The 19,890-nt window shown below is 66.7% G+C and carries 15 protein-coding genes; 2 read left to right on the forward strand and 13 right to left on the reverse strand.

All coding sequences use genetic code 11. The features are described 5' to 3' along the window. Positions 1 to 10: 10 nt before the first annotated feature. Positions 11 to 1,606, reverse strand: coding sequence for an isocitrate lyase (locus tag IFT67_RS02875; RefSeq protein WP_192144969.1), 1,596 nt, complete (start codon positions 1,604 to 1,606; stop codon positions 11 to 13). Between the two features lie 303 nt (positions 1,607 to 1,909). Between IFT67_RS02875 and IFT67_RS02880 the strand changes: the two genes are divergently transcribed. Both IFT67_RS02880 and IFT67_RS02885 read left to right on the forward strand, forming a co-directional pair. After that, complete coding sequence (locus tag IFT67_RS02880; protein WP_244647142.1) at positions 1,910 to 2,398, forward strand: DUF4142 domain-containing protein; 489 nt, start codon at positions 1,910 to 1,912, stop codon at positions 2,396 to 2,398. Between the two features lie 108 nt (positions 2,399 to 2,506). After that, positions 2,507 to 4,177 (forward strand): formate--tetrahydrofolate ligase, encoded by a 1,671-nt coding sequence (locus tag IFT67_RS02885; RefSeq protein WP_192144970.1) that lies wholly within the window; start codon positions 2,507 to 2,509, stop codon positions 4,175 to 4,177. Between the two features lie 136 nt (positions 4,178 to 4,313). Here IFT67_RS02885 and IFT67_RS02890 read toward each other — a convergent pair whose 3' ends face one another. The 12 genes from IFT67_RS02890 to IFT67_RS02945 all read right to left on the reverse strand — a co-directional run bounded on the left by IFT67_RS02890 (position 4,314) and on the right by IFT67_RS02945 (position 19,880). Continuing rightward, positions 4,314 to 6,200 carry an XrtA/PEP-CTERM system amidotransferase gene (locus tag IFT67_RS02890; protein ID WP_192144971.1) on the reverse strand — a complete coding sequence of 629 codons (1,887 nt, stop codon included), beginning with the start codon at positions 6,198 to 6,200 and terminating at the stop codon, positions 4,314 to 4,316. Next, positions 6,201 to 7,676 carry an exosortase A gene (gene xrtA, locus IFT67_RS02895; RefSeq protein ID WP_192144972.1) on the reverse strand — a complete coding sequence of 492 codons (1,476 nt, stop codon included), beginning with the start codon at positions 7,674 to 7,676 and terminating at the stop codon, positions 6,201 to 6,203. Continuing rightward, on the reverse strand, positions 7,673 to 8,962 hold the full coding sequence (locus IFT67_RS20525; protein WP_342450538.1) for a glycosyltransferase: 1,290 nt from the start codon (positions 8,960 to 8,962) through the stop codon (positions 7,673 to 7,675). Before IFT67_RS20525 ends, xrtA begins: the two co-directional genes overlap by 4 nt. Next, on the reverse strand, positions 8,959 to 9,984 hold the full coding sequence (locus tag IFT67_RS02905; RefSeq protein WP_192146398.1) for a FemAB family XrtA/PEP-CTERM system-associated protein: 1,026 nt from the start codon (positions 9,982 to 9,984) through the stop codon (positions 8,959 to 8,961). Before IFT67_RS02905 ends, IFT67_RS20525 begins: the two co-directional genes overlap by 4 nt. An 8-nt stretch (positions 9,985 to 9,992) precedes the next feature. Then, positions 9,993 to 10,838, reverse strand: coding sequence for an XrtA system polysaccharide deacetylase (locus IFT67_RS02910; protein ID WP_244647143.1), 846 nt, complete (start codon positions 10,836 to 10,838; stop codon positions 9,993 to 9,995). Beyond that, a complete protein-coding gene (locus tag IFT67_RS02915; protein WP_192144973.1) occupies positions 10,839 to 11,927 on the reverse strand; it encodes an ExeA family protein in 1,089 nt (362 codons plus the stop codon). Between the two features lie 13 nt (positions 11,928 to 11,940). Then, a complete protein-coding gene (locus IFT67_RS02920; protein WP_244647144.1) occupies positions 11,941 to 13,605 on the reverse strand; it encodes a hypothetical protein in 1,665 nt (554 codons plus the stop codon). Continuing rightward, complete coding sequence (locus IFT67_RS02925; protein ID WP_192144974.1) at positions 13,605 to 14,657, reverse strand: AAA family ATPase; 1,053 nt, start codon at positions 14,655 to 14,657, stop codon at positions 13,605 to 13,607. The genes IFT67_RS02920 and IFT67_RS02925 overlap by 1 nt, the downstream gene beginning before the upstream one ends. A 7-nt stretch (positions 14,658 to 14,664) precedes the next feature. Beyond that, complete coding sequence (locus IFT67_RS02930) at positions 14,665 to 16,188, reverse strand: XrtA system polysaccharide chain length determinant (RefSeq protein ID WP_107961944.1); 1,524 nt, start codon at positions 16,186 to 16,188, stop codon at positions 14,665 to 14,667. Positions 16,189 to 16,190: 2 nt separating this feature from the next. Next, on the reverse strand, positions 16,191 to 16,835 hold the full coding sequence (locus IFT67_RS02935) for an XrtA/PEP-CTERM system exopolysaccharide export protein (RefSeq protein WP_192144975.1): 645 nt from the start codon (positions 16,833 to 16,835) through the stop codon (positions 16,191 to 16,193). Positions 16,836 to 17,019: 184 nt separating this feature from the next. Beyond that, positions 17,020 to 18,246 (reverse strand): pyridoxal-dependent decarboxylase, exosortase A system-associated, encoded by a 1,227-nt coding sequence (locus IFT67_RS02940; protein WP_192144976.1) that lies wholly within the window; start codon positions 18,244 to 18,246, stop codon positions 17,020 to 17,022. Beyond that, positions 18,243 to 19,880 carry an acyl-CoA ligase (AMP-forming), exosortase A system-associated gene (locus tag IFT67_RS02945; protein WP_192144977.1) on the reverse strand — a complete coding sequence of 546 codons (1,638 nt, stop codon included), beginning with the start codon at positions 19,878 to 19,880 and terminating at the stop codon, positions 18,243 to 18,245. Before IFT67_RS02945 ends, IFT67_RS02940 begins: the two co-directional genes overlap by 4 nt. Positions 19,881 to 19,890: the final 10 nt, after the last annotated feature.

Genomic DNA, 19,890 nt, shown 5'->3' on the forward strand with positions numbered 1-19,890 from the left:
GGCTTGGGCATCACGCCGCAAATTGATTCATCGTATTATGCGCGCCGCCAGCCTTCAGAGCCGCCTCACCCGCAAAATACTCCTTATGATCGTCGCCTAGGTCCGAGCCCGACATGTTCTGGTGCTTCACGCAGGCGATCCCCTCGCGGATTTCCTTGCGCTGGACGCCCTTCACATAACCAAGCATCCCCGCATCGCCGAAATACTCCTTGGCGAGATTGTCGGTCGAGCGCGCGGCGGTGTGGTAGGTCGGCAGCGTAATGAGGTGGTGGAAGATCCCAGCCCGCTTGGCCGAATCCGCCTGGAAAGTACGGATGCGTTCGTCGGCTTCGTCGGCGAGCTTGGTACCATCGTAATCGACACTCATAAGACGCGCGCGATCATAGGCGGAGACGTCCTCACCCGCCGCCGACCAGGCATCGAACACCTGCTGGCGGAAGTTCAGCGTCCAGTTGAAGCTCGGCGAGTTGTTGTAGACGAGCTTCGCGTTCGGCACGACCGCGCGGATGCGGTCGACCATGCCGGCGATCTGTTCGATATGCGGCTTCTCGGTCTCGATCCAGAGCAGGTCGGCGCCGTTCTGCAAGCTGGCGATGCAGTCCATCACGCAGCGATCTTCGCCGGTCCCCGCGCGGAACTGGAACAGGTTCGACGGCAGGCGCTTGGGGCGGAGCAGCTTGCCGTCGCGGTTAAGGATGACGTCGCCGTTCTGCGCGGTCGCCGGATCGATCTCCTCGCAATCGAGGTACGAGTTATACTGGTCGCCAAGGTCGCCCGCTTCCTTGCTGACCGCGATCTGCTTGGTGAGGCCGGCCCCGAGCGAGTCGGTGCGCGTGACGATGATGCCGTCCTCGACGCCGAGTTCGAGGAACGCGTAGCGGCACGCACGGACCTTCGCGAGAAAGTCCTCATGCGGCACGGTGACCTTGCCGTCCTGGTGGCCGCACTGCTTCTCGTCGCTGACCTGATTCTCGATCTGGAGCGCGCAGGCCCCCGCCTCGATCATCTTCCGCGCGAGCAGGTACGTCGCCTCCGCATTGCCGAAGCCCGCGTCGATGTCGGCGATGATCGGCACGACGTGCGTCTGGTGGTTCTCGATCGCGTTGAGCAGGCGCTGTTCCTCGATGGCGTTGCCCGCAGCGCGCGCGGCATCGACGTCGCGGAACATCATGCCCAACTCGCGCGCATCGGCCTGGCGGAGGAAGGTGTAGAGTTCCTCGATCAACGCGGGGACGCTGGTCTTCTCGTGCATCGACTGGTCGGGCAGCGGGCCGAATTCGCTCCGCATCGCCGCGACCATCCAGCCGGAGAGGTAGAGATAGCGGCGGTCGGTGGTGCCGAAATGCTTCTTGATGCTGATCATCTTCTGCTGCGCGATGAACCCGTGCCAGCAGCCGAGCGACTGCGTGTAGTTCGCCGGATCCGCGTCATAGGCCGCCATGTCCTTGCGCATGATCGCGGCGGTGTAGCGCGCGATGTCGAGCCCGGTGGTGAACCGGTTCTGGAGCCGCATCCGCGCGACGGACTCGGGCGAGATCGCGTCCCAAGTGCCGTTCTGATCGGCGATGAGGTTGGTTAACTGGGCGATATGCGTCTGGTAGGTCACGGGCGATCCTCGTCTGCTGCTGCGATGATCGGCGTGTAGAGTTGTTGACACGAAGCTGGAGCAACAACCGCGTGAAATCGAGGTCGGCCTGTCACCGACGCGTGAATTCGACTGTCGATCTGTAAACTTCGTTACACGCCGAACGCTGCTCGAGGCAGTTCCGTCATGACCCAAATCAAGATCGTCGAATGATCCGGTAACGACCGGAACATTAGAGCGCTCGGTACAGTTGTTCGCTCAGTTCGGATCGTGCGGTCGAAGTTCTGGCAACGGCGACCGAACGATATCCGCCAAGGAGAGAAGATGATGAATCGCTTTTATACCGCAGCCGTATTGATAGCATTGCCCGCCTACGCACTGTCTGCTCAGGCCCCGATCCCAGCCTCGACCTATGTCATGAAGGCGGGCGCAAGCGATCTGTATGAGAAGACATCGAGCCAGCTCGTCCTGGCGACGACGACGAATCCGAAGTTGAAGTCGTTCGCGCAGATGATGGTCACGGATCATACCAAGAGCACCGCTGACGTGAAGGCGGCGGCAACCGCGGCGCATGTCAAAGTCGCCCCGCCGAAGCTCGATGCGGTCGGCGCCAAGAACGTCGCGGCGCTGCGTGCCGCCAAGGGTACCGCACGTGACCGGCTTTACGTGACGCAGCAAAAGGCAGCGCATGAAAAGGCATTGGCGTTGCAGCAGGGCTATGCGGCAAACGGTACTGTCCCCGGCCTGAAGACGGTCGCGGCGGGGATCGTACCGGTCGTCCAGACGCATATCGCCGAACTGCAATCGATGTAACGCAGATCGTATGACATCGACGGCGTCCGCGTTGGTACGCGGGCGCCGTTCGACGTTTCATCGTTTAGCCGTCTGGAAAGCGGATCGTTCCACGGCTAGGCGTGCGACATGGACACCGATATCGCCATCGCCCGCAGCGTCGCACTGCGCCCCATCGCCGCCATCGCCGACGGCCTCGGGATTCCGGATGCGGCGATCGAGCCCTATGGTCGGTTCAAGGCGAAGATCTCGCTCGACTGGCTCGAAACGCGTGAGAAGGGCAAGGGCGGACGCCTGATCCTGGTCACCGCGATCAACCCGACCCCGGCGGGCGAAGGCAAGACCACCACCTCGATCGGCCTCGCCGACGCACTCCGCCACACCGGCCGCAAAGCGGTGCTGGCGCTTCGCGAACCGTCGCTCGGACCGTGCTTCGGCACCAAGGGCGGCGCGACCGGGGGCGGCCGCGCGCAGGTTGCGCCGATGGAGGACATCAACCTCCACTTCACCGGCGATTTCCACGCCATCACCGCTGCGCACAATCTGCTCGCGGCAATGATCGACAACCATATCCACTGGGGCAACGCGCTTCAGATCGACGTCCGCCGCGTCGTCTGGCGCCGCGTGCTCGACATGAACGACCGTGCGCTGCGCGACATCGTCCAGTCGATCGGTGGCGTCGCCAACGGCTATCCGCGCGAATCGGGCTTTGACATCACCGTCGCCTCCGAAGTGATGGCGATCCTCTGTCTTGCCAACGATCTGGCGGATATGGAGCGCCGGCTCGGCGATATCGTCGTCGCCTACACCCGCGACCGCTCGCCGATCACCGCGCGTGACCTGAAGGCGGACGGCGCGATGGCGGTGCTGCTGGCGGAGGCGATCAAGCCCAACCTCGTCCAATCCCTGGAGGGCACGCCTGCGTTCCTCCACGGCGGACCGTTCGCTAACATCGCCCATGGCTGCAACTCGGTGATCGCCACACGCGCCGCCTTGTCGCTCGGCGATTACGTCGTGACTGAAGCCGGCTTCGGTGCGGACCTCGGCGCGGAGAAGTTCTTCGACATCAAGTGTCGTCAGGCGGGCCTTGCCCCCGACGCAGTCGTGATCGTCGCCACCGCGCGCGCGCTCAAGATGAACGGCGGCGTCGCGAAGGCCGATCTCGCGCACGAGAATGTCGATGCGGTCCGAAAGGGCGCGGTCAACCTCGTCCGCCACATCGAGAACATTCGCCAGTTCGGCGTTCCCGCGATCGTCGCGATCAACCATTTCTACACCGACAGCGACGCCGAGATCGCCGCTATCGTCGAGGCCGCCGCACAGCACGGTTCGCGTGCGATCCTGTGCCGGCATTGGGCGGAGGGCGGCGCAGGCGCGGTCGAGCTGGCCGACGCGGTCGCCGAGATCTGCGAGACACATGGCGGCGGTTTCGCGCCGATCTACGGTGACGAACTCTCGCTGTTCGACAAGATCGACACCGTCGCGCGGCGCATCTACCGCGCCGAACACGCGGTCGCCGAGCCGAGCGTGCTGGCACAACTCAAGCGCTGGGAGGATGCGGGCTACGGCCACCTCCCCGTCTGCCTCGCCAAGACGCAGTACAGCTTCTCGACCGACCCCGCGCTGCTCGGTGCGCCGACCGGACACATCGTACCGGTACGCGAAGTCCGCCTCGCGGCAGGCGCAGGGTTCGTGGTGGCGATCTGCGGCGAGATCATGACGATGCCGGGCCTCCCGCGCGTGCCCGCGGCGGAGGCGATCCGCCTCAACGACGAAGGGCTGATCGAAGGGTTGTTCTAAGGCTGAATCCTCCCCCGCGAGGGGGAGGTGGCTGGCAGTTGCCAGACGGAGAGGGAGGTACGCGAAACGCCTGTTCCGTGTCCTCCCCCTCCGTCACCTTCGGCGACACCTCCCCCTGGCGGGGGAGGATCAGGAGCTACCCGAACATCCGCTTCATCGATCGTTCGAGCATCACGAACTGCCACAGGGTCCGGCCATGCTCGACCCGGCCCATGCGGTGTTCGTCGGCGATCCGCGCGATCGTCGCCATGTCGAACCAGCCCGTCTCACCGAGCGTGCGCGACTTCGCCAGCGCCGACGCCTCCCCCGCCAGCGTCTCGCGGAACCACGCGCTGATCGGCGTCACGAAGCCCATTTTCTGCCGATAGAGGATCTCACGTGGCAGATACGGCTCCATCGCCTTCTTCATCAGCCATTTGCCCTCGCCGTGGCGCAACCGCATGTTCGCCGGCAGCGTTGCGCAGAACTCGATCAGGCGGTGATCGAGCAACGGCTCGCGCGCCTCCAGCCCGACCGCCATGCTGGTGCGATCGACCTTGGTGAGGATGTCGCCGGGCAGCCAGTGCTTGATGTCGGCATATTGCGCGCGGTCGATCGCATCGCGCGCGGGCGCGTTCGCCATCGTCGCGACGTAGCGATCCTCGGCACGGTACCCACCGAGCGTGGCGCGGGCGCTGGGCGTGAAGAGATGCGCGCGCAACTCGGGCGTGGTGACGCCGACCGACCGCGCATACGCCTCGCCGCCACCCTGCGCGAGCGCGAGCAACGTCGATTTCGCGCGCAGCGGACGCGGTGCCCAATCGGCCTTCGGATACCAGCGGCCAAGCGTCCCGAACACGTCCGCGCGCAGATGCGCCGGGAGCAGGCCGCGGACTCGCTCCTCGGCGGACTGGAACTTGTAGCGACGGTAGCCGGCGAGCGCCTCGTCCGCGCCGTCGCCCGACAGCGCGACGGTGACGCTCTCGCGGGCCAGCGCGCAGACCTGGTACGTCGCGAGCGCGGAGGCATCGGCGAAGGGTTCGTCGAAGCTCGCGACCAGCGTGTCGATCAGCGAGACGTCGCCGGACTGGACCACGCGCTCGCGGTGATCGGTGGCGAACCGGCGCGCGACTGTGGAGGCAAAGCCCCGCTCGTCATGCCCAGCTTCGTCGAAGCCGATCGTGCAGGTGCGGACTGCCTTGGGGCTCGCCTCGGCCATCAGCGCGACTACCGCAGAGCTGTCCACTCCGCCCGACAGAAACGCGCCGAGCGGCACGTCGGCGACCATCCGCGACCGCACGCCCGCGCGCATTCGGTCGACCAGTTCCTCGCCGAGTGCCTTGGCGGATCCGGTCGCTCGGTTGGAGAAATCGATGTCCCACCATTTACGCGGTTGCGGCACCGCGCGACCGCGCTCGACCAGCAGGAAATGCCCTGCCGCCAGCTTCTTCACGCCCGCGACGATGCAGGAATCATCGGGGACGTAGCCCAGCGCAAGGTAATCCTCGACGGCGCTCAGATCGGGCACGCGCCGGAGTTGCGGATGCGCGAGCAGGCCCTTCAGTTCGGACGCGAAGGCGAGCGAACCGTCGGCGAGCTCGACATAATATAGCGGCTTCACGCCCGTCCGGTCGCGCGCGAGGAACAGCGTGTGCGCAGCGGAATCGTGGATCCCGAACGCGAACATGCCGTTCAACCTGTCGAGCATCGACGGCCCCCAGGCGCGCCATGCGTGGAGCAGGACTTCGGTATCGCCCACCGTCCGGAAGATCGCACCCTTGGCGATCAGCTCGTCGCGCAGTTCGGCGAAATTATAGACTTCGCCGTTGTAGGTGATCGTCAGCGTACCGTCGGACATCGGCTGCGGCGAGCCTTCGAGGTCGATGATCGACAGCCGGCGGTGGCCGAGCCCGACGCCCGGCGCGGTCCAGATGCCGTCGCCGTCGGGCCCCCGATGCGCGAGCGCGGCGATCATCGCATGGACGCGGTTGGGGTCGACCGGCTTGGGCGTACCCGGATGGAAGATGCCGGCAATGCCGCACATCTAGCGCATCCCCGCGGCATGATCGGCGACCGTACCGATCGGCCCCAATGCGGCGAGGAAGCGCGCGATCGGACGCGGGTCGGCGCCCTCGACCGACAGGTGGATCGCCACCGCACGTTGCGGACCGCCGAGCAGCCGCGCCTTCATCGTCTCGATCTTCACCAGCGTCTCGTCCTGCGTGGTCGTGTCGCCGACCCGGTACCACGTCGCGACGATCCGCTCTACGGGGCCCGGCGCGGTGATCCGCATCGCCGAACCACCCGAAATCGCGGACAGGGTCTCGACGCGGACCCAGCGATCCTCCTGGCGCAGGACGCCCGTGCCGTACGCGATCAGCTCCTTGCCTTCATGCTGGCTACCGAACACGGCGATACTCACGTCGACGGTCACGCCCGACGCATCGGCGTAGCGACCGAACAGATAGTGGTCGGCGCCGGGATAATAGGGCGTCCAGGGCGCGCGCGTGCTGACCGGAACGCGGTGCCAGCCGGCAATGTCGGGCAGGTCGATATGCGCGGGCAGCGCCTGCGCCCGGCTCGCGATCGCCGCGCTCCACAGCGGGAAGACCGCGACCGTGGCGAGTACGAGCGCGGTAGCGACCGGGAGGTCGGTGCGGCGGCGAGGTATCGCCTGGAGCGTCGCCGGATCGAACGCGGGATCGTCGGGCGCGCGGTCGAACCAGCGCCAGCCGATCGCCAGCACGCCCGCCATGACGAGCGCGAAGAAGACCCAGCCATAGACGATATGATCGAGGCCCGTCGCAGCCTCGACCGACGTCAGGTCCGCCGCCCAGATCGTCCCGAACGCGCGAAAGCCGTTGGCGATGACGGGCACGACGACCGAGACCACGAGGAACACAGCGCGGCGCTTCCACGACACGAAGCATAGGTTGGCGACCAGCACGCCGAACGCGACCATCGCGATGACGAACTTCGCGCCCGAACACGCTTCGGCGACCTCGAAATAATAGCGACCGGCATGGATCAGCACGCCGTCGACCACCGCCGGCACGCCGACGAGATGGAGCAGCGGCATCACGATCGCGACCGTGATGGTCTGCAACGGCGGTTCGAGGCCTTCGCCAAACGGCACGAGGAAGAACGCGTAGCCGAGCGGAAACAGCAGGCCGCGCGCGACGTTGGGCCCGAGGATCGTGACCACCGTGCCTTGCAGCATCATTACGAGCCCGAGCTGGCGCGCGAACCCGACCGAGGCGGCGTCGCCCATCAGCCAACCGAACCCGCCGATCGCGATCAGCGCGAGGCCAGGCCACCACCCCGTCGGCGTGAGTTGCGCGAGTTCCGCGCGGCGTTGCCAGACGAGCCAGGCAATCACCGGGCCGATGAACAGGCAATGCCCGAACGTCGTGCTGTTCCACCAGATATGCGCGAGATCGCGCACGTCGCTGCGGAACGTCAGCAGGATCAGCACGAACGCGACCGCCAGCGCGATACCGTGCCGGCGCCACGCGGTCATGTGGACAGCCCGAGCAGCGCGTCGAGCGGTGCGAGACGCGCGTCCCAGCCGTAGCGGCGGATGACCTGCGCGCGGGCAGACTCGCCAAGACTCGCTGCGTCCTCGGGGGCTTCGAGCAGCGCGATTACCTCGGCGGCGAACGCGGCGGCGGTCTCGGCGACGCGGATCGTACCGGCATGGTCGATGCCCTCGGCGGCGGCGGCGGAGGCGACCACGGGGCGCGCCATCGCCATCGCCTCGAGCACCTTGTTCTGGATCCCGCGCGCGAGTTTGAGCGGTGCGACACAGACGTCCGCAGCGGCGAGCCAGCCGCGGACGTCGTCGACTGCGCCGGTGACGGTGACGTGGTCGCTCGCCAGTGCCTGCACGGCCGGCGTGGGTGCGCGGCCGACGATCGCGAACTGCACGGGACGGTAGCGGCAAATCAGCGGGAGGATGTCGCGCGCGAACAAGGTTACCGCATCGATATTGGGGCGGTAGTCCATCTGGCCGGTGAAAGCGACGAGCGCTTCCCCTTCCATTTCATGCGACCATGCCACCCCGGCGGAGGCCGGGGCCCAGTTGGGAGAGCGTGATGAGGACGGGCTGTCCGCTGTTACTGCAACCTTTCCAACTGGGCCCCGGCCTTCGCCGGGGTGGTTGCTTGGGTTGAGGTAGCTTGCAGCAGGATCGAACTTTGCTGAATCGATGCCGTTCTCCACGGCGAGCACCCGCCCTTGCGCACCACCGTCGCGGAACAGTGCCGCTTCGGCCTCGCTGACGAACAGGCTCGCAGAGACCCGTGACGCAATCTCCCGCTCGAAAGCCCCCAGCAGGCGGGCTTCGCGGCGCATCATCCAGCGCATCGGGCCGCGCGCGTCCTCGGCGAAGCCCGCGAACTTGGCGGAGTCCATGTCGACGAAATCCATGACGACCGGCGGCCTGCCAGCCGGCAGATACTGCGCCATCTGACCCGAGAAACAATAGACGCCGCCGACCTGCGGGACGACTCGATCGACAGCGGCCTGCATCGCCGGATGCGCGAACGCGGTCAGCGATACCGGCTTGCCCGTGGCGAGCGCTTCGATGGCGGCACGCGTCTGCGACTTCGCGCGCGGAATGATCGTGCAGCTCGCCAGCATGTCGGTGAACACCGCAGGCGGATCGACGTCCGCCTCGTCGTCGGCAAACGCCACCAGATGCACCGGCGTGCGCTGCGCCAGATACTGGAGGATATGGAAGCTGCGGATCTTGTCGCCGCGGTCGGGCGGAAAGGGTACGCGGTGCGCGAGGAAGAGCAGGCTCACCCCAAGCCTCGGGAAATCCACGGCCCTGCTGCGGTCGCCGCCCACAAGGGAAGCTTCTTCCACGTTCGCACCATCAGCGCGTATTTCGGATTGAGCGGGTTCACTTCGCGCGCGGGACCGCTGCTCCGCTTGGCGTAAAGCCGCGGCTCGGGCGTGAAGCCCCAGTTCTTCTTGAACGCCGCCGCCCCCGTCCCCGTCTTCGAACGCCCGAAGTCGAACCGCGTGCAGCCGCGCGCTCGGGCATGTGCCATCAGCGCGAAATACATCCGGTCATTGGCGCGAAGCCCCCGCGCCGCGTCGGTCCCGCCGCCCCAATAGGGGTAAACCGTGCCGTTGAAATACAGGCTCAGCACGCTGGCGACCGCCCTGCCCCCATGCTTTACGGTAAGAACATCCGCATCCATCACGCTGGTAACACTACGAAAAAGCTTGGCCGGAAACACCGGCGTGCCTAGGTTGCGGACCGATTCCGCATAGACCCGGTAGTGCTCGGCAAGTAGTTTCCGATCGTTGCCCGTGACGATCTCCAGGTCGAATCCGAGCGCACGGCGGACTTCGGCGCGCTGCTTCCGCGGGATGGCGAGCAGTTCGGCATCGTCGTCCGTCGCCAGATCGCGCGCGAAACCGAGATAGCTGCCGTCGTCGCTATCCCAGCCGTTCGGCGCTGCACCGCCACGCAGCTCGACCGACGGACATCCGATGCGCAGCGCAAGGTTCCACGCGCCAGCGGCAAGCGGTTCAACCGCTCCCCCAAGCACGCCACCATCGACGCCGAACCCGGTCGACACCAGCGCACGCCCGAACAATGGCGAGCGCATCTCGGTCAGTGGCAGCACGCCGACGATCGCGCGATCGGTCTCGGACACGAGATACCGCGCGCGCTGGCCGCATCCGTCCTGCACCGCACGGCTCCAGGCTGGCAGGTGGAACGGCGTCGCGCCCTCCGACGATTCCACGAACGCCGTGATTTGCGCGCAATCGCCCGTATCGCGAAGGTCCGCCTCGCGCACGCCGAAGGGCATCGGTGCGGTCACGCCAGCCGGGCCGCTTCGCGCGCGACGACCGCATCGACGCGGCCCCATTGATGACGACCAAGCAACCCGCGCAGCTTGCCCGCCATCGCGCCGAGCCGCGAATAATGGCGGATCTTGGACCGCATCGGTGCCTGCTCGACGCGCGGCTGCGACGGGTCGATCTCCCACGGGTGGAAGTAGAACATCGCCGGCCGGTCCTCGCGGTTTACCTGCCGCACGGCGAAATCGGTGATCGCAGCGGGCAGCAGCCGAAAGAACCCGCCCCCGGTGGCAAGCTTGCGCTCACCGAACTGGGCGACCGTCACCGGCACTTCGATCAGCGCGCTGTCCGCAAGCGGCTTGAAACCGTAGCGCGGCGCATCGAGCCAGCCGTAATGATCGTGCTTCACCGGCGCGACGCTGGAGGAATAGGCATAGCCCGCCTCCGCCAGCTCGACATGCGCCCAGGGCGTCCGCTGGTCGATCGAGAAACTCGGCGCACGATAGCCCGTGACCTTCGCCCCCGCCGCATCCTCGATCGCGGTCCGTGCCCGCACGAGGTCGGCACGAAACACTTCCGGCGTCATCGTGAACACGCGCTGGTGGTCCCAGCCATGGCTGGCAATCTCATGCCCCGCATCGACGATCCGCCGGATCAGCGCCGGATAGCGGTGCGCCACCCAGCCCAGCGTGAAGAAGGTCGCCTTCGTCTCTCGTTCGGCGAACAGCGCCAGGACCGCATCGGTGTTCGCCTCGACGCGCGGCTGGAGCGAATCCCAGTCCGCCTTGTCGATGACCTTCTCGAACGCGCCGACCTGAAACCAGTCCTCCACGTCGACCGACATGCCGTTGAGAACAGTCATTTACGCTGCGTCGTGCCAGGCCGTCACACCGCGGATCGGTGCGTATTCCGGCTTGTCGTCGTCACTCTCGATCCAGTCGACCAGCAGCGTCAGCACGCGGCGAAGCGCCTTGTCCTGCAAGTCCACGCGCGCTTCAAGCGCAGCGATGCGGTCCGCGATCGCGGGATCGGTGCGCTCCGCCTCTGCCACCGGCGTCGGCTTTGCGACGGGCTCGGCGGTACCGGAGACGGGAGCGGACGCAGCGGCCCCCTTCCCCGTATCGGTCGCCAGCATCGGCAGATCGCCTTCCAGGTCACGCTGTACCGACTGTACGACCGCAGCATCGATGACCGTCAGATCCTCGATCGCCGCATACAGCATGACGCGGCCCGCGAGCAGGTTCAGCCGCCGCGGAACGCCCGCCGACCCTGCGAAAAACGCCGCAAACGCATCGTCGGCAAAATCGGGATTGCCCGTCCAGCCGACCACCGACAGCCGGTGCGCAAGATACTCGGAGACCTCGTGCTCCTCCATCGGATCGAGGTGGTGGATCGCGATGACGCGCTGGCGCAGCTGTTCGAGCCGCTCAGACCCGTGCAGCCGATCGCGGAATTCGGGCTGGCCGAGCAGGACGATCTGCAACAGCGCATGGCCGCCCGCCTGGAAGTTCGACAGCATCCGCAATTCTTCGAGCGCCGATACCGGCAGAGCCTGCGCTTCATCGACGATCAACAGCGTCCGCTTGCCGGTCCGCGCCACGGCGTGCAGCCCGCGCTCGATCGCGGTCAGCAGTTCGGCCTTTGTCAGCCCGGCGGGATCGACCTGCAATTCGGTCGCGACGATCCGCAACAGGTCGTCCGCCTCGATCGCGGTCGACACCAGCTTGATCGCGTTCAGCCGCTGGTGATCGATCGTGTCCATCAGGTGACCGACCAGCGTCGTCTTGCCCGCGCCGATATCGCCGGTGATCACGATGAAGCCCTCGCCCTGCGCCAGGCCATAGCCGAGATACGCCATGGCCTTGCGGTGCGTGGCCGTCTCGAACCAGAATTTGGGATCGGGGGTCAGCTGGAACGGCCGCCCCGTCAGTCCATAATGTTCGTCGTACATCTGCTGCTCGCCTTCAGAACTGGTACCGCGCGCCGATCAGCGCCTGCGCCGACCACTCGCTGTCGAAATCACCGACCTTGAAGCTGTAAAGCCCAAGCGACGCGGTTGTGCCGAGTCGCCCGAAATTGTGGTAGTATGTACCCGTCGCCCCGTACGACCATACGCCGTCGTCACCAGAAACGTCTTCAGGGGCGATATTGGCCACGCCGGGATCATAATAATTGGCAAACAGGTCGGCGTTGACGCCCGACGCCTGCGTCAGCGAGCGCTGGTAGAACAGCTGCCCGTAATAGCTCTGATCCTCGATACCGGTGACGACGATGCCCGGCGCGAAATTGGGGGCGTACAGCTTGCGATTGGCATAGCCGAGGCCGGCACCGAAGGTCGATCGGCCACGGGTCGCGACGATCACGCCGTCGACGCCGCGCGCACGGTAGCTGGCGGTCGAGATCGACTGGAACACGTCGTTGAGGCAGCCGCCGGGCGCCGCGCCCGTGGTACCGAACACGCATCCGTTGAACTGCTGGCCGAAGCCCTGTTGCTGGCCGGTCAGGAAGCTGGTCGGCAGGTTGCCGATGCCGGTGCGGAGCTGGCGTCCGAAGGTCTGCACGCCGTCATAGACGTTGACCGAGAGCCCAACCGACTGCGACGCCTGATACGTCGCCGTGCCGGTGTAGCTGAGCGAGCCATATCGCTTGCCGACATGCGCCTCGACCGAGGTCCGGCGATTGGGCCGCCAGATCACGCCCGCGTCGTAATAGACCCCGTCGGTACGGTAGGCGATCCGCCGTGGCGACGCTGCGTTGGTGATGAACCGGCCGTCGCGGTCGAGCACCGGCGTCCCCGTCGCGTCGACGACCGCGTCCTTCTGGCTCGTCTCGATCGTCTCGTAGCCGACGCCCGCGGTCAGCGCGACATAGGGCGATATCGGCTGGAGTATGTCGCCGCGGCCGTAATAACCTTCGTAGCGTTGTTTGAGTTGGCTTGCGGTCTCGCGGTCGTACGCGCCGCTGAGCGTGATGCCGAACGGCGCGATGCTGCCGGGTGCGACGGTCGCGCTGGCGGTGGCGGTGTTGCCGATCGAATCGTCGTAATAATCGAGCCGCCGTCCGCCCACCGCGGTATCGCCGAAGGTCGGCGTCTCGACCTTGGTATAGCCGAGGCGATAGTTCGCGTTGAACACGACCGGGCCGAAGGTGTCGGTGAAGCTCGGGCCGGCGAAGACCGAATAGAGCTGGCTGACGTTGTCCACGTTGCCGACGAGCAAGCCGGGCGCCGCGCCGCGGATATCGGACCGCGCGCGTGTCGCGATGCCGGCGGCTTCGAGCGTCAGGTTGCGCGTGACGCGGGCGTCGACGCGCGCGAGGCCGGAATGGATATCCTGGTCGCCGAGGTCGTCGCCCCAGCCGAAGCGGCGTTCGTACCTATAGCTGAGCTGCCCCGAAACACGCTGAGTCTCGATCGCGGCATCCACGCCCGCCGCAAGGCTGGTGTAGGTCAGCACGTCACCACCGTTCAGATCGGCATACAGCGTCTGGCTGGCTTCGATATACGGGTTGATGGTGACGCGACGCGCGGCCTGCGCTGCGGCGGGCGCCGCGAGCAGCGTCGCCAGCACGGCAGTGCCGCCTGCCAGCGCGAGTGCGCGGGTCGTCAGCCTGGTTGGGTGGGTCATCATCAGGCCTCCTGGCCGTAATAGCTGCCGAAGCGCGCGCCGCCCTGGACGAAGGATACGGCGTTGAGGACGAGCTGGATATGCTCGCACCCGTCGAGAAGATTGACTGCGGCGCGCAGTTCGTTTTCGGGCGTGCGATCGGCGCGGACGACGAGCATCACCTGCCCGACGCGCATCGCCAGCACGGCGGCAGGCGATGCCGCGAGCGCGGGCGGCGAATCGAAGATGATGACACGGCGCGGGTTCGCCTCGAGCAGCCGCGCGATCACTGCCTTGGTGCGCGCGCTGGCGAGCAGTTCGGTGTCCATCGTCGTCTTGGTCCCGGCGGGCAGGATCGACAGATGCGCCACGTCGGTCTGGATCACGAAGTCTTCGACATCCACGCGCACATCGCTCAGCGCATCGAGCAGGCCGGGGCCATCGGCGAGCCCGAGCTGCTTGACGACATCGGGCTTGGCGACGTCGGCATCGACCAGCAGCACTTCGGTATCGCGCTCGGCGGCGATCGAGAGCGCGAGGTTGACCGCGCAGAACGTCTTGCCGTCGCCCGGGCGGGCCGAGCACACCAGGATCATTCGCGCCTTGTCGGGACTGTCGCTCTCGGCGATGCGCGTGCTGGAGATCAGCAACTGGCGCTTGATCAGCCGGAATTCCTCGGCGAGCGGGCCGACCGGTGCGCCGGGCACGATCATGCCATTGCCCGCGAGCATCCCGCGGTCGATCCGCGCGGTGTCGCCCGTCTCTTCGGGGAAGTAGAACTCGTCCGGCAGTTCGTCGCCGATCGGCGCGCGCAGCTCCTCGGGGATCGCAAGGAACGTCGGATCGGTGAACTCGTGCGACGGCGCGAAGATCGGTTCGCGCGCGGCGGGAGCGACCGGTGCCGCGGTAGGAGCAGCAGCGGGCGTCTCGGCTACTGACGTGTCGACCACTGGCGTCTCGACCACGGGCGCTTCCGGCACCACAACACCGCGTGCGCGCGCATGCGCGCCGAAATCATACACCTTGGCCGCACGTTCAAGCAGCGAGGGTTCGCGGACGGGTTTGGTCACGGTCATGCCCCCTTTATGCCGCCAGCCCGCGCTGAAGGATTTCCACCCCCAGCAACAGGACATAGGCTGCGCCCAGCGCGGCGGTACCGCCCAGGAACATCGTCAGTTTCCGGCGACGCTGGCTCGATTGCACGCGCGTCACGACTTCGCCGATCGAGCCGATCACCGGCATTCCCGCCGCCTTTTCGAGCCGCGAGGTCGTCGGGAACGTCGTCCGCAACTGGCCCATCGCGAACGCCGCACCGATCCCCGCGCCGAGCCCTGCGATCAGCACGCCCGACAGCAGCAGCATCCGATTGGGTGCGCTGGGTGTGCGCGGCATCGTCGGCGGATCGATCACGCTGAACTTCACATGATCGTTCTGCGACTGCGCCTGACCGACCAGCGCGGTCTGCTCGCGCTGTCGCAGCAACGCGTCATACTGGTCCTTGAGCACCTGATAGTCGCGATCGATCGCCCCTTGCTCGGCGGCCACCTCGGGATCGCCCGACAGCTTCGAATTGAGCAGATCAAGGTCGCCCTGCAACTGGCTCTTCCGCATGCGAAGCGAGGCGACGGTGGCCTGGCGATCGGCGACCATCGACTGTAGCGATGCGTAGAGCGGGTTCTGTGCGTTCCCGGCCGCCGCACCGCCCGACAGGGGCTCGCTGCGCGCCGCCGCGGTCGCTGCCGCGAGCTGGCTCTTCAGCGCGATCACGTCGGGATGGTTCTCGGTATAGCCCCGCGCGCGCGCATCGGCGAGCTGGCCCTGGATCGCCTGCAACCGCGCGCGCGCCGGCCCGGCCGCGCCGGCGACGCCACCAGCGCCCGGCACCGTCGCCGGCGTTCCCGCCATCTGGCCCTGCACCGCGGCGAGGCTCGACTGCGCAGCGGCAAGGTCGCCGTCGACCTGTGCCATCTGCGACCGCGACGCACCGATCCGGTCGCTGACCGACCCGGTACCGGGCAGAGCGCCAAGATAACGGTTCTGGAAATCGGCACGCTTGGCCTCGGCATCGGCAAGCTGCTTCTGCCGCGCTGCCAGCTGCTGATCGAGGAAGGTCAGGCTCTGCGTCGTCTTCGAACGATCGCCTGCAAGGTTCTGCTCAACGAACAGGTCGATCAGCTTCTGCGTCACCTGCCGCGCGATCTTGGGGCTCGCGGCGCTCGTCGTGATCTGGAACAGATTATCCTGCTGCGATGCGATCTTGATGTTGGGGGCCAGCGTCGCAACCCGGTCCGCAACGTCGCTGTCGCTCGCCACAGTGTTAGCCAGATCGGTCCCGCGCACGACCTTTTCGAGGTTCGTCGCGGAGATCAACGTCGTCCGGATCGTATCGACGGACATCGGCACGCTCTGCGGCACGCCGTCCATTCCCGCCGGCAGGATCGTCTGCATCTGGACGAAGATACGCGCGGTCGAATCGTACCGGCTTGGGATCTGCGACACGACCAGCCAGCCGAGCACGCACACGCCCCACGCCACGCCCAGCGCCAGCCATCGCCGCGTCCAGATCGCATGCAGCGCGATGCGCACTTCGTCGTAGATCCCGTTCATCGTCAGAACATCGATTCAGGGATGATGATGACGTCGCCAGGCTCGAGCCGGACGTTGGCCGACGAATCGCCTTTCTTGAGCAGATTGCCGATCTGCAACGCGAACTCGGTCTGCTTGCCGGTCTCGCGATCATAGCGCACCAGTCGCGCCTTGTTGCCCGCGGCATATTGGCTGAGCCCGCCGACCGCGATCATCGCATCCAGCAAGGTCATGTTGGCACGGTACGGGATCGAGGCCGGCTTCTCGGTCGCGCCGACGATGCGGACCTGCTGGCTGTACGTGCCGCTGAAATTCTCGACGATCACCGAGACGATCGGGTCCTTGATATAGGCCCCCAGCGCCTTCTTCATGTCGTCCGCAAGGATCGCCGGCGTCTTGCCGACCGCAGGCATGTCGTTGATCAGCGGCGTGGTAATCCGGCCGTCGGGGCGCACCTGGACCTTCGACGACAATTCCGGATTGCGCCAGACGAAGATGTTGAGCTGATCGAGCGGCCCGATGACGTATTCCTCGCCGGGCAGCTCCTTGTTCGCGACATACGACGCGGGCGGCAGTTCGGGACGGCCACCGGTGGTCGAACAGGCGGACAACGTCGTTCCGACGAGGCCCAAGGTCAGCAGGGATTTCGATACGGGTCCGGAACGCATGGGCACTTCTCTCCTGGCGCCACATTGGCGGGACGCTGACCGACGGTTGCCCGGCGGTCGGCTAAACTCAGCCTCGGCTATGCAAGGAACAGGTGAAGATAGCGTTAGGAGCGCCCCGTAACCATGCTCCAGGCGGGCAATGGCCCCAGATTGGGACACCCCAATTCGAGACCGCGCCGATGGGCTATCCAGCAGTAACGATCTCGATCGCCGGTGGATGCCCAAGAAACGCACTCGGGCTCGCGCTCGCGCCGTATGCGCCGGCCATGAAGATCGCCACCAGCTCGCCGACCTGCACCGGCGGGAGCGCGATCTTGTCGCCAAGCCGGTCCAGCGGCGTGCAGAGCGGGCCGACGACGGATACGGTCTCGGTCGGCGCCTGGCCCATCCGCGCGGCGACTGCGATCGGATAGTTGCGACGGACGACCGTGCCGAAATTGCCGCTCGCGGCGAGCTGGTGGTTCAGGCCGCCATCGACGACGACGAAGGTCTCGCCTTGGCTCTGCTTCACGTCGACGACGCGGGTCAGGTACACGCCCGCCTCCGCCACGAGCCAGCGCCCGAGTTCGATCGCGAATCGCGCTTCGCCAAGGACTGCCGGACGCGATGCCAGCGCGTCGGCCAGCGCCTCGCCGACCCGCTCGACGTCGAGCGCCACGTCTCCGGCGAAATACGGCACGCCGAAGCCGCCGCCGAGGTTGACGAGCGGCGGCGCGACGCCCGCCTCATCCGCCAACCGCCCCGCGAGCGCGATCGTCGCCGCCTGCGTCTCGACGATCGCGCCGGCATCAAGCGCCTGGCTGCCGGCGTAGATATGGAACCCGCGCCAGTCTGCGCCCGCCGCGACGATCACCTTCACGAGCGCCGCTGCCCGTACCGCATCGACTCCAAATGGCGACGCGCGCCCTCCCATCCGCATGCCAGAACCGCGCAGTTCGATATCGGGGTTCACCCGCACAGCCATCCGAGGCGTATGCCCAAGCCGGTCGCCGATCAAGAACGCCCGCGCCGCCTCGCCTTCCGATTCTACGTTGAGCGTGGCGCCAGCAGTGATCGCGGCCACGAGTTCATCGTCACGCTTGCCGGGACCCGCGAAACTGATCGAGGCGGCGGGTTTGACGATCATAGCCTTCGCGAGTTCGCCCGACGACGCGACGTCGAGCCCGTCGACCAGCCGTGCGATCGCGGTTAGCAGTTCGGCGTGTGGATTGGCCTTGATGGCGTAATGCAGATCGATCGCCGGCATCGCCGCGCGGAACCGTGCAATGCGGGCGGCGACGATCTCCATGTCGTAAACGAACAGCGGCGTGTCGCCGGCCTGTGCGACCCAGTCGTCGGCCGTCCGTCCGCTGATCTTCAGCGAACCATTTTGCTGCGCGAACTCCCGAGGAAGAGCACCCATCGGTTTCATGACGCGCTCCCCTCCTTGTTCCCCCGCGAAGGCGGGGGCCCAGACTGGACTCCCGCCTCCGCGGGAGAACAAGCTTTTACCTCCGACGCGATGGCAGACCTGTCCAGCTTCCCATTGGCATTACGCGGCAATTGGTCCCGCCACAGATACCCTCCAGGCTGCATGAAGCTCGGCAAGGCCGTCCGCAATCGCGCCCGCAACGCCGTCTCCTCGCTCGCATCCCCCGCCAGCATCACGACGATAGCCTGCCCCAACCGCTCGTCCGGCACACCGACTGCGACTGCCTCGCGCGCTTCGCCGCCTGCCAATACGGCCTCCTCGACCTCAAGCGGACTGATCCGGTTCCCCGCGCTCTTGATCATCTCGTCGTCGCGACCGACGAACCGAAGCAAGCCATCATTGCCCTCGACGACGGTATCCCCCGACCAGACCGCCATGCCGCCCCCACTAGGCGCCGGCCGGAACCGCTGCGCCGTCCGCTCCGCATCCTGCCAATAGCCTCGCGCGACGAGTGGCCCCGAATGCACGAGTTCCCCCGCCTCCCCCGGCGCAGCGCGCGTGCCGTCGGGCTTCACCACCGAAACCTCGGCAAACGGGATCGCCCGCCCCATTGCGTCGGGATGCGTATCGATCAGCGCCGGATCGAGATAGGTCGACCGGAACGCCTCGGTCAGCCCGTACATTGCGTACACTTCCGCCGCCGGGAACCGCTCGCGCAGTCCACGCACGAGCCGAGGCGTCAGCGCACCACCGGAGTTGGTCAGCCGCTTCAGCCGCGCGGCGGTTTCCACCGGCCACTCCGCTTCCAGTAGCTGAACCCACAAGGGCGGCACACCTGCCAGCGTCGTCGCCTCGACCCGTTCGACCGCCTTCACCACGTCGCGTGCGACGAGGTAGTCGAGCGGCGCTACCGTCGCGCCTGCCGCCCAGGTGGAGAACAGCTGATTCTGGCCGTAGTCGAACGACAAGGGCAGGACGCCGAGCACGCGGTCTTCAGGCTCCAGCTTCAGATAGTGCGCGACGGAGATCGCTCCGAGCCACAGGTTGGCATGGCTCAGCATCACGCCTTTCGGGCGGCCGGTGGAGCCGGACGTGTAGAGGATCGCGGCCAGGGTATCGGGGTCGGCGTCGGAGGGACCCATCATTCCGCTCCCCTGCGGAAGCGGGGGGCCAGGAATCACGGGCGTCGCGTCCTGCAATCCTGGAGCCCCGCGTTCGCGAGGGAACGAGAGTAGCTCCGTCTCGTCCACGATTGCGCAGCCATCCGGTACGTCGCCATCGTCTAGCGTCCCAGCCCGCGCGCTCTGAGTCACGAGCAACCGAGCGCCGCTATCTGCGAGAATATGCGCGACCTGCACTCGCCGGAGCAGTGGGTTGACCGGGACATGCACCAGCCCTGCCCGCGCCGTCGCCAGCGGCATCATGCAGGCGACGCGCGTCTTCGGCAGCCACGTCGCGACGCGGTCGCCCGCCGACAGCTCTCGGCGAGCGAGCCACCCCGCCAATGCACCGACCCCCACCTCGAGCTCGGCAAACGTCATCGTACCCGCCTTGTCGACCAGCGCGACGGCATCCGGCGCACCACGCAGCGTGATGTGGTCGATAGGGTACGGCTTGGGGTCGAGCGCGATCATGATGCCCTAA

Origin of the sequence: Sphingomonas sp. CFBP 13728, assembly GCF_014841895.1 — a bacterium.
Classification (GTDB): domain Bacteria; phylum Pseudomonadota; class Alphaproteobacteria; order Sphingomonadales; family Sphingomonadaceae; genus Sphingomonas.

What these genes read in the sequence shown, in the direction of transcription:
- IFT67_RS02880 (WP_244647142.1), top strand. Translation starts at nt 1,910, where the DNA reads ATGATGAATCGCTTTTATACCGCAGCCGTATTGATAGCATTGCCCGCC.
- IFT67_RS02885 (WP_192144970.1), top strand. Translation starts at nt 2,507, where the DNA reads ATGGACACCGATATCGCCATCGCCCGCAGCGTCGCACTGCGCCCCATC.
- IFT67_RS02890 (WP_192144971.1), bottom strand. Translation starts at nt 6,200, where the DNA reads ATGTGCGGCATTGCCGGCATCTTCCATCCGGGTACGCCCAAGCCGGTC.
- xrtA (WP_192144972.1), bottom strand. Translation starts at nt 7,676, where the DNA reads ATGACCGCGTGGCGCCGGCACGGTATCGCGCTGGCGGTCGCGTTCGTG.
- IFT67_RS02905 (WP_192146398.1), bottom strand. Translation starts at nt 9,984, where the DNA reads ATGCCCTTCGGCGTGCGCGAGGCGGACCTTCGCGATACGGGCGATTGC.
- IFT67_RS02910 (WP_244647143.1), bottom strand. Translation starts at nt 10,838, where the DNA reads ATGACTGTTCTCAACGGCATGTCGGTCGACGTGGAGGACTGGTTTCAG.
- IFT67_RS02915 (WP_192144973.1), bottom strand. Translation starts at nt 11,927, where the DNA reads ATGTACGACGAACATTATGGACTGACGGGGCGGCCGTTCCAGCTGACC.
- IFT67_RS02920 (WP_244647144.1), bottom strand. Translation starts at nt 13,605, where the DNA reads ATGATGACCCACCCAACCAGGCTGACGACCCGCGCACTCGCGCTGGCA.
- IFT67_RS02925 (WP_192144974.1), bottom strand. Translation starts at nt 14,657, where the DNA reads ATGACCGTGACCAAACCCGTCCGCGAACCCTCGCTGCTTGAACGTGCG.
- IFT67_RS02930 (WP_107961944.1), bottom strand. Translation starts at nt 16,188, where the DNA reads ATGAACGGGATCTACGACGAAGTGCGCATCGCGCTGCATGCGATCTGG.
- IFT67_RS02935 (WP_192144975.1), bottom strand. Translation starts at nt 16,835, where the DNA reads ATGCGTTCCGGACCCGTATCGAAATCCCTGCTGACCTTGGGCCTCGTC.
- IFT67_RS02940 (WP_192144976.1), bottom strand. Translation starts at nt 18,246, where the DNA reads ATGAAACCGATGGGTGCTCTTCCTCGGGAGTTCGCGCAGCAAAATGGT.
- IFT67_RS02945 (WP_192144977.1), bottom strand. Translation starts at nt 19,880, where the DNA reads ATGATCGCGCTCGACCCCAAGCCGTACCCTATCGACCACATCACGCTG.